We start from the raw sequence: 13,116 nt of genomic DNA on the forward strand, positions 1-13,116 counted from the left end.
AATAATGACTGACCATCAGTCATTTATGTTAGTTTACTGTTTTATAACTTAATAATTAATTAGTGAAGTTTTCTTTTGCGTAAGAACTTAAGCTTGTATAGATATAATTTCTACGAAATTTTTGAAAAAGGGTTTATAATGGAGTATTTATTGGCGATTGCTTTGCTTATTGGGGCAAGTATAACAGAAACAAAACTTTTTAAACCAACTTATACTTCTGATGTAATTCCAAAACATATGTCAACAAAACAGAAAAAAGAGCGCTTTAATTACCTACTTGTTCCTGCTGTGCAGTATGTTCATAAAGAACTTATGCAACGATATAAGAAAATCGTAAAAGATATAAAAACAGGGCAAAATAAACAAGAGATTCAAAAACTCAAAAAAGAGTATGGGGCAAAAAGTGATGAAGATTTACTAGCACGACTGAAGCCACACCCTGTTAGCATTACACTCGCCCAAGCTGCGATGGAAAGCTCATGGGCAACATCAAGATTTTTTCAAGAAGCAAATAATGTTTTTGGTATATGGAGTACAAAAGCTACTGAGCCACGGATTGCCGCTAGTGAACAACGCGGTGGTAAGCATACTATTTGGCTTAGAAAATTTGATACTATTGAAGATTCTATACGTGCGTATTATGAGCTTATGTCAAAAGGAAAAGCGTATAGTAAGTTTCGTAAGCTGCGTTTAGAGACTGAGGATCCGTATAAAATTACAGCGGGACTTGATAAATACTCCGAAATAGGTCAAGAGTATATCAATGTGCTAAATCAGGTAATCAAACATAATAATTTTACAAAATATGACACAAAGTAAATTTTTACTTTGTGCTCTTATACGTTATAGTATGTAGCTTCTGGATGATACACTACTAAAGCAGAAGTTGATTGCTCAGGATGAATTTGGAATGTTTCACTCAGCTTTATGCCAAACTCTTCAGGTTTTAAGAGATTAAAAAGAGGACGGTTGAGCTCCAAGTCGGGACAAGCTGCATACCCAAATGAGTAACGGCTTCCTTGATATCTGTTCATACGAACATCTGCTAGAGTATTTCCCTCATCTTTTGCAATGTTTAAATCAAGTCTGATTTGTTTGTGTGCTATTTCAGCAAGGGCTTCTGCGAGTTCGACACCAAGACCATGAAACTGGTAATACTCTGTATAGTCACCTCTATCATAAATCTCACGTTCCGCATCACTGATCTTGCTTCCTGCACTAACACAGGTCAGAGCAGTGACATCATGTCTATCATTATGAAAAAAGTCACTCAGGGCACGATGAGGTTTTTTTCTTTGTCTTGGAAAATTAAAAACTTCTTCGGCTCGTCCAATAATCTGACTTAAAGGTTCACGGTTGATATCTTCTTCTTTGAACCAGCCTTCACTCTCAGGAAAGAGAAGTAAAGATGAGTCATCACTTCTACATGGCCAGTACCCATAGATAATAATTGGATCAAAAAGTTTTTCATCTAAGAAACGTTTTTTGAGTTTCTCATATGCTGGCCAGACTACTTCATCTAGCTGTTTTTCATAAGCCTCTTTTGTCATACCTTTTGAGGAATACCCCCAACGAGATTTGAAAAGAATTTTATGGTTTATCCACTCAAAGGCCATTTCAACTTGTTGCTGTGTGAGTTTGATCTCACGTCTTCCCCAGAATGGAGGCGTTGGAACAGCTACATCACGAGAAGGCATTTTAATCTCTTCAAATGGCGGGATAATATACTCTTTGACCTCTTTATGCTCTATCTCAGGTGCATCAGGATGAAGGTTCGTGTCCATATTTCCGGCTTCTATACGGCTCATAGCTGTCACACCATCAAAGGCATCTTTACAGTAAAAAATGGGGCCATCATAAGCAGGACGACAAAAATCATCGATGAAAGCTCGAGTAAGTGCTGCTCCACCAAGAAGAACCGGAATTTTAATGCCTTTTTCTTGTAGTATGTTGAGGTTTTCAAGCATAACTTGTGTTGACTTTACCAATAAGCCGCTCATCCCAAGGGCTTGTGCATTTGATGTTTCAAGTGTTTGAAGAAAATTATCAAGTTCTACTTTAATTCCAAGGTTGACAACTTTATAGCCATTGTTTGAGAGGATAATGTCAACAAGATTTTTTCCAACATCATGTACATCCCCTTTGACCGTTCCTAGTATCAGTGTTGTATCTGTCTCTTTTTCAACTTTTGGAAGATAAGGTTTGAGATGATCTACTGCTTTTTTCATCGTCTCTGCAGACTGTAAAACAAAAGGCAGTTGCATCTGACCTGAGCCAAAAAGCTCACCAACGACTTTCATAGCATCAATGAGAATTTCATTTACAATTTTTTCAGGTGCAATAGTATGACGTGCCTCTTCAACAAGAGGAATCATTCTATCTTTATCTCCATCCATAAGAAGTTTTGCAATTTTTTCTTCATCATTCATAGCAAGATATGCTTCATCTACAGCATCATTATCAACTGCTTCTTTGGATGAAAAATGCTCAATAAAAGTAAAAAGTGCCTCTCCATTTGGTTTACGGTTGAAAATTAAATCATCACAAATTTCTTGATCTTCTTTTGGAATTTTATTGAGGGGGATGATATGTTTGACATTGATGATAACAGAGGTAAGTCCTGCCTGAACACAGTGGTGTAGAAACATTGAGTTTAAGTAGGGACGTGCATCTTTATCAAGCCCGAAAGAGATGTTAGAAAGTCCAAGTATTGCGCCTACTTCGGGGTGTTTCAAACGCAGTTGACGGATAGCTTCTATGGTATTGATACCAGCTTCAAAGTACTCTTCATCTCCTGAACCAAGTGTAAAGGTGAGAACATCAAAAACCAAATCTTCTTTTTTGATGCCATGACGATTGGTTGCAAGGTCGATAATACGCTCAGCAACTTTTATCTTATCTTCAACTGTTTTTGCCATTCCAACTTCATCGATAGTCAAACAAACAAGACTCGCTCCATACTTTTTAGCAAGTTGACAAACAGCATCAAATTTTGGTTCTCCATCTTCTAGGTTAACAGAGTTGAGGATAGGTTTACCACCGATATGTTTGAGTGCTGTTTCAAGTCCCTTTGTTTGCGTAGAATCTGGCATCAAAGGAAGGGCTATTTTTTGGGCATACATAGCCATGACTTCTGTCATATCTTTAGTCTCATCACGACCAGCAAAGCCGACATTGACATCTAAAACATGCGCTCCTGCACGAACTTGTTGCTGTGCGACGGAGAGTGTCCCTTCGTAGTCCTCTGCTAAAAGCAGTTCACGAAAGGCTTTTGAACCAGTTGCATTTGAGCGTTCACCAACAAGTAGTGGAGCAGGCTCTTGCATAAGAGGCACTGTGTTAAAAAGCGATGCGATAGAGTTTACTTGTGATCCTGAAGGAGCTTTTGGTGTATAGCTCGTTACTTTATCCACTAAAGCACGTATATGCTGTGGTGTAGTTCCACAACAGCCACCTAAAAAGCTTACACCATCATAGGCTAAAAACTTCTCTTGCTGTGCAACAAATTCATCCGGTCCCATCGGGTAGTAAGTATAGCCACCACGGTTTTGTGGAAGCCCTGCATTGGCATGGACACTGATTGGTTTGCCCCAGAGTTCACTGAGTGTTTTGACATGTTTGAGTACCTGCTCTGGCCCTGTTCCACAGTTGAATCCAAGGGAGAGAATATCAAAAGGCTCAAGAATTGTTGCGATAGTTTCAGCGTCAGTTCCGATAAGCATAGTCCCGCTGAGTTCAATAGTCACAGAAACCATGATAGGGATTTGCACTTCTCTTTGTCTGCAAGCCTCTTGTATAGCATGTAAGGCTGCTTTTATCTGCAGTGGATCTTGTGCGGTTTCAATCAAGAAAACATCAACACCACCATCAATAAGTGCGAGACAAAATTCTGTATATCCTGCATACATTTCATCGTAGGTGATGTGTCCTAGAGATGGGAGTTTTGTTCCTGGTCCTATAGAACCTAAACAAAAACGGGGATGCTCTAGTGTTGAAAAAGCTTCACACTGTTTTTTGACAAGTTCTGCTCCGGCTTTTGTGAGCTCATAGGCACGATGGCCAATTTGATACTCATCAAGTACCCAAGAAAAGGAGCCAAAAGTATTTGTTGTGATAAAATCTGCACCCGCTGTAAGATAAGCTTTAAAAATATCGTTCATAATCTCAGGAGCTGTAACATTTAAAAGCTCATTGCACCCCTCATTATTTTCCCATGCTTCTTTAGGTATTTGATCATCACGTTGTTGGAGTTGCGTTCCCATAGCACCATCGATGATGAGAGGGCGTTTTGTAATGGTTTTTAGAATATACTGTTTTGTTGTCATATGTGTAATCTTTTTGATATTAAAATAAGTATTGTTATTTTAGCTAAGAAGAGCATAAAAAATGCTTTGTGATATTTTTACAATAAAAAACTTCAAATTAAAATATTCTTTGCTATAATTGAAAAAATTGAAAAAATTGAAAAGAGATAAAGAGGAGTATTTTATGTATAAACAAATTCTTACATCATCATTCATTGCAGCAACAATATTGTTTTCTGGTTGTGGAAATGATGATACAACATGTAGAATAGGGGTGCAACAAGCCATAGATGAGGGTAGATATGATGATGCTATTACAGATTTAGAGGGAAAATGTTCTACTGCGTTTACCACGAGTGATTTAAATATGAACCTTGCAGCAGCATATATGGGTAAATCAGGATATAGTGTAAGTAGCATTGCAGACATGTTAATTAATGCTGATGATAATGGAGATGCATTTTCATCATTTATCTCTAGTGTTGATGAGAAGAAAAACGTAGACTCTTTACCTCTGTTAACAAAAGCAAATGATTTCTTTTTTTATGCAATTGAACAAAATAGTACAAGTGATATCAATACTCTTTGCAGTGCAGATAACATTGCTAATTTGGATGATTCACGTCTAACAAATGCATGTCTTTATATTGGGTTTAATAAAACAATCACTGCTGCGAATACTATCACTTACTTAACTGGAGATATTGGTGCTGTTGTAGATTCTATCAGTAATGATTCTAATACAACTCCATATGATATGCAAGCGAGTTTAGATGCTTTGCAATGGGCAACAACGAGCACTTATATACCTAAAAGTGACACAAATATAACAGCAAAAGATATTAATATCAGCAGTAATCCATTTACACACATAGAAGTAGTGTATACAGAGAATGGTACTTCAAGTACATTCTATAGGCTTGCTAAAAGTAGTGTTAGAGATGCAAATAACACAACTCTTATTACAGATGGGTATTGTGATAGCGATGGGAATAGAACTGCTTGTGCTGGGATTGAAAATGATGATGGGTCTATTAATGATTTAACGGTTGCGTGTTACGCATGTCCTGTTACGTTGGATTTAAATGCTACATTAAGTGTTGCAGATTTACTTGTCGATACTTTAAATGGTGGTTCTGACACTATTGCTGCAGTTTCTGGAGATGAAGACATAACAAGTAGCATTGCAGATTTTAAAGAAGAGATTACAGGTAGTCGTGATGGGAATATTACGATTGATGATATTATAGATTATTTACAACAGTAAAGGGGAAAGAATATGAAAAAATTATTACCATTATCAGTTATTGCTTTGAGCACATTAGTATATGCAGATATGTCAACGCAGGAGTTTTTATATAAAGATCCCCGTATTATGAGTATGGGGGGAGCTAACACTGCTGTGGGTGGTTATTCTACTTCGATTTTTTCAAATCCTGCAGGTTTGATTAAGATTAAAAAGAGTCATGGTGTTGAAGTAGAACTTCTTGGTGTTACCGTGTCTGGTTCTGAAAAAATTAAACCATTTATGGATGATTTGAGTAATTCCCAAGATAGTGAAATCATAGATACAATCAATAAATACTCAGGGGATGCGTTTAACGCAACAATTTCAAATTACACCTCGTTTTCTTATCATGCACAAAATGATATTGCTTACTCTTTTGGGCTCCTTGCGGCAGCTGATTTGAATTTTATTCCACATGCAAATAGTGGCGCAAATGGTGTTATAGAGACTCACAGTAGAGCATATGGTGGAATTTTTCTTGCTAGTGCTAAAAAGTATCATGGTATATCATCTTCTGTTTTTGATGGTGCACTTGATGGTTCTGTAACAATAGGTGTAACACTTAAATATATTAACCAAAAATCATATGAAGCAGGTTTGGATTTAGGTGAAGTTACTGCACATAAAGATGATTTGGTACAGTACATTACAGATACCTATGAAGTAGATAACTCTGGTGTTGCTATGGATGTTGGGGCATTATATGAATTTCAAAATAAAACGTGGAATCCTGCTATTGGTTTAAGTGTTATGAATATTGGAACTTTAGATTTTGATGCTTATGGAGCACAACCTTTAAGCGTAAATCTTGGCGCTTCTGTATCTCCAGAAATTTCATGGTCAAATAGTTTGAAGTTTTCTGTTGATTATGTAGATGTTTTTAATTCTCAACAAGCTAGAATCCGCAATTATAACCCTTATCGTTCACAAGATCAATATGATAATGCTGAGATAGGATATGATGCAATGAATCATCTACGTTTAGGAGCAAGTTTAGGTTTGCTCGACAATATGTGGTTTATGGCAACATTAAATGCAGGACTCTATAAGGGTGCCTATACAGCAGGTTTAGATATGCAGTTAGCAGTAATAAAATTACAACTAGCAACATACCAAGAACAATTAGGCTCGGAAATTGGACAGCTTGAAGATAGACGATATATTTTAGGACTCGGAATAGGCTGGTAAAAAAGAAAATTACAAAATTTGACGGATTAAAGGAAAAATAATTGACTTTAATCGTCAACTTGAGCTATAATGACGATGAAATTAAAAATAAAGAGAGGTTTTATCGTTAAATGGTACTAGCATACATACGTCCAGATAAAAACTTTCTCGCGGCACACGAACAATTACAACACATAAATGCATACGCTTTGGTAAACGATATCATCATAGATGATGAATTAGTTGATCATACCTCTCAAAACAAACGTCTTGAAGATAGAACAAATGTGACAAAATATTTTCAAGCACATCAAGAGTCTACTCTACTCGTTTATGATGTTTGGGTTTTGAGTACAGATATGGAAGATTTGATTCAAATGGTAAGTTGTTTAATGAAAAACAACTACAATGTTCATTTTGTAAAACATTCTGTCATAATGTCACAACAAAGTAGTGCAATGTTGATACTTGGTCTGATGGATCAGTTACGTCAAAAAATGCAGGCAAATGCAAAAAGGGTAATTGGTCGTCCAAAAGGAAGTAAGTCGAGTTCTAAGTTTGATGTCTACATCAATGAAGTTCTACAGTACATTAAAGAAGGAAAAAGTGTGAGTGAAATGGCACGACTCTTAAGTGTTAGTAGAAGTTCATTAAAGGATTACATTGAGTCTCGAGAGTTAAAGCAGGTTGCTTTTGGTTCTTTAGTACAAGAAGTTTCAGAAAATGCAGAAGAAGTAGTTATCAATACTATTGTCTGTCCAAAATAAAAAGAGGAGTTTAGGATGAGTGAAAAGAAAAAAAGTAAGGGTATTGAGATACCTACACCTTGGAGAATCAAGCGATATTATCTATACTCAATAGTAACTATAGTTGCTTTAATTTTACCGTGGATTCAGATAAATGGGCATCATTTCTTTCTACTAAGTTTTGATAAAATGAAACTTGATCTTGCGTTTGTACGTTTTGATATGCAAGAACTTTATTTAATGCCATTTTTGTTAATGTTACTGTTTATCACTATTTTTGGTATGACAGTAATGGGTGGACGTGTTTTTTGTGGTTGGGTTTGTCCTCAGACAGTTTTTCGTGTCATTTATCGTGATTTGATTGAAACAAAACTTCTTAAACTTCGTAAACGTATTGGAAACAAACAACAAGAACCTGATATGACGAAACCTGAAAATAAGGTGAAAAAGTCTATAGCCATTTTACTATGGACTATCTTAGCTCTTATTGCTGGGGCTGACTTTATTTGGTACTTTGTTCCACCAGAGGATTTTTTCAAATATCTTAGTAATCCAGGTGATCATATGACTATGATTGGTTTTGTTCTTGGTATTGCAGCATTTTTGATTTATGATATAGTTTTTCTTAAAGAAAACTTTTGTATTTATGTATGTCCATACTCTCGTGTACAATCAGTACTTTATGATGAACATACAATTATGGCACTCTATGATGAACATCGTGGTGGAAAAATTTATGAAAATGATGGTCAAACGCACCATAAAGTGGTTGAGAAACAAAAAGATCTTCAAGCAATTGATCCAAATGCAGAATGTACAACTTGTGAAAAATGTGTGACTGTTTGTCCTACACATATTGATATCCGTCAAGGTTTACAACTAGAGTGTATCAACTGTCTTGAGTGTGTGGATGCTTGTACAACTGTTATGGGTAAACTTGGAAAACCTTCTTTGGTTACTTGGTCAAGTGATTATGAGATCGTTGAGCGAAAAGGAAAAACAAAATATTTCCGTCCAAAAGTTATTGCATATATGGTTTTACTTGTAGGGCTTATGGTTGCTCTTGCATATATGAGTACAACAAAAGAGCATATGCTTTTAAATATTAATAAAGAGACAAGACTCTACTCTGTAAAACATCCTAGTCCAGATAAGTTTATAGTGGAGAACTCATATATTTTCTTACTTCAAAATACTGAAGCAAGTAAAATGAAATTTTTCTTTGAAGTTGTACCTCCAAAAGGTATGGAAGGGAAAATTACAATTGCAAAACCATCAAAACCATTTCATGTAGTTCCTGGTGTGAAAAAGAAAAAAATTGTTACGCTTAGAACGACAGAGTTGTTAGCAGATGATAAAAGAAAAGATACGATTATTCCGATTACGATTCATGCATATGCATTGGATAAAGATGGAAAACCAAGTAAATTAGTTTCTGTAATTAGACATACAACTTTTGTATTTCCAAAAGAGAAAGTCTTAAACGCAGGAAAATAATTAGGCTTTAATATTTTATGAGATAAACTTTACAAAATTGTTTTGTGGAGTTTATCTTGTTAAAAAAAATATTTATTTATGCCATACTTCTCTATGGTGTTTTAGGTTTTATACTTCTTCCCCTTATTTTAAAACCTCAAATAATTCAGCTTACTCAAGAAAACACCCATACAAAAGTTTCTATTGATTCGATATATTTTAATCCATTTTTATTCAAATTTAAAATCTCTGGATTAGAGCTAACTGATCTAAACGCAGCTCCACTTGTGAGCTTAAAGGGATTTTATCTTGATGTTGATGTCTATTCTCTCTTGTATGGAGCAGTACATATTCATGCGCTGGAGTTGAGCGGACTAGATGTTGCATTAATTAGAAAAAAAGATAAAAGTGTTAATCTCCTTTGTATTTTAAAAGAGAATAATACAACAACAAAGAAGGAAACAAATAGCTCCTTTGCTGTACCAAGAATAATTATTGATTCCATCAAAGTTACAGATTCTAGCTTATTCTTTGAAGATAATACCTTAAGAGAACCTTTTCATTTGCGTGTGAAGAAGATAGGTTTAAGCTTAAAAGATGTAGACACTGCCGAGAAAAATAATGCAAAAGGAAAACTCCGTTTTTATGCTTCACTTGGTGATGGTGGATTTATTGATTTGCACTCAAACTTGCGTAATTATGCACCGCTTGCAATACAAGGTAATTTGAACTTTGAAGCAAATAAGCTTTATACTCAGTGGCGATATGTTAAAGATATGCTAAATATTGAGGTGGCAGATGGACAAATTTCACTCCATACAGATTATACTTTTAACAGTGCTGACATAAATGCAACGAAACTAGAAAATACAACTCTTGCTATTAAAGATTTACGCTTAAAACCAAAACTAGAGGCTTATGATATTTTAAATTTAAAAGAGTTTAGCTTGAATAATATGACTATCAAACCTTTTAAACGCAGTGTTGTTGTCCCAAATATCATAGTGGATACTTTGGATGTTAAAGTCAAACGCAGTAAAACAAAAAAGATTGACTGGCTAGAATATGTTAAAGTAAATATACCAAAAACAGAGCAAAAAGAGCAAAATAGCACAAAAGTAGAGACTCCTTTTTCTTTTCTTATAGATAGAGTTTTTCTTAAATCTTCAAGTGTCACCTTGAAGGATGAAGCCTTAGATAAACCGGCAATAAATTCTATAGATCATATTAGTATCAATTTATATAACATAAACAGTGATGCAAATAGTTGGCTAAAATATGATACAAAAATGCAGATTGACAAAAAAGGTTTGATAGCCACAGAGGGGAAAATTCGACAGAGACCTTTAAGGCAAGAGGGTACTTTCAGGATTAAAGATATCTCCTTAAAAGAGATCACACCTTATTTGCAAGAGCAAACGTATCTAGCAGTTGAAGATGGGTTTTTTTCTGCTAAAGCAAAAACTTTATATGAAAAGTCATCCACTCAAGCTGATTTGAGGATGAGTGGGTCTTGCTCTTTGAACTCTTTATTTATCTATAATACACTTGAAAAATCGCTTTTGTTCTCTTTAAATGAGATTACAGTGCAACCCTTTACTTTAGAATTGATGCCAAATCGATTGTATGTTGATACAATTGATATGAATGCATTTTATGTTGATGCAAAAATTGATAAAGATAAAATATTGAATTTTTCAAAGCTTGTTAAGAAATCAACAAGTAAAAAGAGTGAGAAAAAAGAGAAGTCAAATGCAGTAAAGAAAGAACCTTTTCCTGTAAAGATTGCGCAACTTAAGGTCACTGATGGGAGTGCGAAATTTCAAGATTTTTCAATTCCTTTAAAATTTAAAACAGATATACATGATTTAAATGGTGTTATTTATACTATTTCAAACAATCCAAAAGAGATTACGCTTATAAATATTGATGGAGAGATAGATAAGTATGGTTCAACAAAACTCAAAGGAAGAATCAATACTGCAAGTCCAAGAACCTATACGGATATTGATTTTAACTTTAAAAATTTAGCTTTAAACTCTTTAAGTGGATACAGTGCGAATTTTGCAGGGTATAAAATAGACTCAGGTAAGCTGTTTTTAGATTTGGGATATGATATAGTAAAGTCAAAACTACATGGTTCAAATAACGTTATCATTAAAAATATAGAACTTGGTGATGAGGTAGATGATGAGAATGTTACGGTATTACCTCTTGGTTTTGTTATAGCGCTTTTAGAAGATGATGAGGGTGTGATAGACATTGATATGCCAGTAGAAGGTAATCTAGATAAGCCTGATTTTAAATATGGAAAAGTTGTCTGGAATACTTTTACAAACCTTGTGACAAAAGCTGTAACATCGCCATTTAAATTCTTAGGTTCGATGTTGGGTATAGATAGCGCAGCTTTAGAATATGTAGAATTTGAGGCTGGAAAAAGTTTGATATCGCCAATGCAAAGAGAAAAACTTGACAAGCTTGCTGGTATCATGCAAAAACGTCCAAAACTGCATTTGAGTGTAATAGGGGCTTATGATAGTTTAATGGATACAGAGGCAATTCAAACTGAAAAATTAATAGCCGAAGTATTACAAAAAAGTGGCTTAAAAAACAAAAAAGAGCATCAAACTGTTATGAATATTACAACTTTAGAAGAGGTATATAAAGAGAGAACAAAAAATACAAAACTTAAAAAACTCAAAAGTGAATTAGCCAAAAAATATACAGATGCAGATGAATATGCCCTCATGTATAGAAATAAACTTATACTCCTTTGTAAATCACTCATGCCAGTGAGTAAAAAAGAGCTAGAAACACTTGCAAAAAAACGTGCTCATAGTATTATCTCTTATTTGTCAGTAGAGAAAAAAATAGCTTTGAGTAGACTGCAAAAGAGTAAAATTGAAGATGAAGTAAATGAAGATAAATTCGTTAAAGTAAAGTTTGAACTAGGTGTAAGTACGAAATAGAGAATTTTTTTCGATATAATTCGATTTTAGTTTAAAATTTTATTAAAAGGTTCATTATGGCATTTTCAAAAGAAAATAGAAGTGGTACAATTAACGGTATCATTTTTGTTGCAATTTTTGCAGCAGCTGCAACTGCAATAGCGCAGATAGCATTTGTTAAATCACTTGGTATTTCTCCTCTTGTAATTGGTATCGTTTTAGGTATCTTTTACGCAAATACACTTCATAATCATATTCCAAGTTCATGGAGCACGGGTATCACATTCTCGGGTAAAAAAATCTTACGTTTTGCTATCGTATTTTACGGTTTTAGGATTACATTTCAGCAAATTATGGATGTTGGGATGAGTGGCTTTATGGTTTCACTTATCATGCTCTCTACTACATTTATTTTAGGTACATATTTAGGTATTAAAATATTTAAGATGGATAGAGATACTTCAATGCTTACAGCTTCAGGTGCTTCTGTTTGTGGTGCTGCAGCTGTTCTAGCAACAGAACCTGTACTTAAAGCAGAAGGTCATAAAACGGCAGTAGCTGTATCTATGGTTGTGCTTTTTGGAACAATTTCAATGTTTCTTTATCCTGTACTCTATTCGGCGATTATTGAGCCGGCAACGGGCTTTTTACATATGACTCCTGAGCAGTTTGGTATCTATGTAGGTGGAACTATTCATGAAGTAGCACAAGTTGTTGCTGTCCCTGCTTCTGTTCCAGGTGCTCCTGAAGTTATGGCAAATTCAGCAGTTATTGTTAAAATGACACGTGTTATTATGATTGCTCCAATGCTTATCATTTTAGGGATTTATCTTTCAATGCAAGCAAAACGAAGTGGTGCTGCAGGTGGTGGCTTAACACTTACTATACCTTGGTTTGCAGTATATTTTGTTGCTATGGCAGGTTTTAACTCACTTGATTTAGTGCCACATGCAATTGTTGGAACTATTAATGAAATCGATACATTCCTTTTAACTATGGCTATGACAGCACTTGGTATGGGGACAATTTTCGCTAAATTTAAAGGTCTTGGTTTAGCACCACTCTATACAGCTGGTGGAATGTTTGTATGGCTTGTAGTTGGTGGTTTTGTCATTACTAAACTTGTAACTGCTACTTTTTAGCAGGAGTAAAAGCTTTTAAGTGCCAGACAAGAATAAGTGACATAA

General features: G+C 34.9%; 8 protein-coding genes. 7 read left to right on the forward strand and 1 reads right to left on the reverse strand.

From position 1 onward, the window contains the following. The first annotated feature begins 138 nt into the window (after window positions 1-138). The gene (locus MV052_RS04950) at window positions 139-819 is read left to right on the forward strand and encodes a glucosaminidase domain-containing protein (protein ID WP_297441551.1); all 681 of its coding nucleotides are present in this window, start codon (window positions 139-141) and stop codon (window positions 817-819) included. 17 nt (window positions 820-836) lie between these two features. Here MV052_RS04950 and metH read toward each other — a convergent pair whose 3' ends face one another. Further along, complete coding sequence (metH, locus tag MV052_RS04955) at window positions 837-4,325, reverse strand: methionine synthase (protein ID WP_297441552.1); 3,489 nt, start codon at window positions 4,323-4,325, stop codon at window positions 837-839. 163 nt (window positions 4,326-4,488) lie between these two features. Between metH and MV052_RS04960 the strand changes: the two genes are divergently transcribed. From MV052_RS04960 to MV052_RS04985, 6 genes are all read left to right on the forward strand, one after another. Continuing rightward, complete coding sequence (locus MV052_RS04960) at window positions 4,489-5,571, forward strand: hypothetical protein (protein WP_297441554.1); 1,083 nt, start codon at window positions 4,489-4,491, stop codon at window positions 5,569-5,571. Between the two features lie 12 nt (window positions 5,572-5,583). After that, window positions 5,584-6,780 carry a conjugal transfer protein TraF gene (gene traF, locus MV052_RS04965; protein ID WP_297441556.1) on the forward strand — a complete coding sequence of 399 codons (1,197 nt, stop codon included), beginning with the start codon at window positions 5,584-5,586 and terminating at the stop codon, window positions 6,778-6,780. Window positions 6,781-6,890: 110 nt separating this feature from the next. Further along, window positions 6,891-7,526, forward strand: a complete 636-nt coding sequence (locus MV052_RS04970; protein ID WP_297441558.1) for a recombinase family protein — start codon at window positions 6,891-6,893, stop codon at window positions 7,524-7,526. Window positions 7,527-7,541: 15 nt separating this feature from the next. After that, the gene (ccoG, locus tag MV052_RS04975; RefSeq protein ID WP_297441561.1) at window positions 7,542-9,002 is read left to right on the forward strand and encodes a cytochrome c oxidase accessory protein CcoG; all 1,461 of its coding nucleotides are present in this window, start codon (window positions 7,542-7,544) and stop codon (window positions 9,000-9,002) included. A 56-nt stretch (window positions 9,003-9,058) separates the two neighbouring features. Next, window positions 9,059-11,950 (forward strand): DUF748 domain-containing protein, encoded by a 2,892-nt coding sequence (locus MV052_RS04980; RefSeq protein ID WP_297441562.1) that lies wholly within the window; start codon window positions 9,059-9,061, stop codon window positions 11,948-11,950. A gap of 56 nt (window positions 11,951-12,006) precedes the next feature. Next, window positions 12,007-13,071, forward strand: a complete 1,065-nt coding sequence (locus tag MV052_RS04985; protein ID WP_297441565.1) for a YeiH family protein — start codon at window positions 12,007-12,009, stop codon at window positions 13,069-13,071. Window positions 13,072-13,116 lie beyond the last annotated feature (45 nt).

Source organism: Sulfurimonas sp., assembly GCF_026988655.1.
In the GTDB taxonomy this organism is placed as follows: Bacteria; Campylobacterota; Campylobacteria; order Campylobacterales; family Sulfurimonadaceae; genus Sulfurimonas.

Bases quoted from the DNA above. Each gene is read 5' to 3' on its own strand.
- metH (WP_297441552.1), bottom strand. From the start codon at position 4,325: ATGACAACAAAACAGTATATTCTAAAAACCATTACAAAACGCCCTCTC.
- MV052_RS04960 (WP_297441554.1), top strand. From the start codon at position 4,489: ATGTATAAACAAATTCTTACATCATCATTCATTGCAGCAACAATATTG.
- traF (WP_297441556.1), top strand. From the start codon at position 5,584: ATGAAAAAATTATTACCATTATCAGTTATTGCTTTGAGCACATTAGTA.
- MV052_RS04985 (WP_297441565.1), top strand. From the start codon at position 12,007: ATGGCATTTTCAAAAGAAAATAGAAGTGGTACAATTAACGGTATCATT.
- MV052_RS04950 (WP_297441551.1), top strand. From the start codon at position 139: ATGGAGTATTTATTGGCGATTGCTTTGCTTATTGGGGCAAGTATAACA.
- ccoG (WP_297441561.1), top strand. From the start codon at position 7,542: ATGAGTGAAAAGAAAAAAAGTAAGGGTATTGAGATACCTACACCTTGG.
- MV052_RS04970 (WP_297441558.1), top strand. From the start codon at position 6,891: ATGGTACTAGCATACATACGTCCAGATAAAAACTTTCTCGCGGCACAC.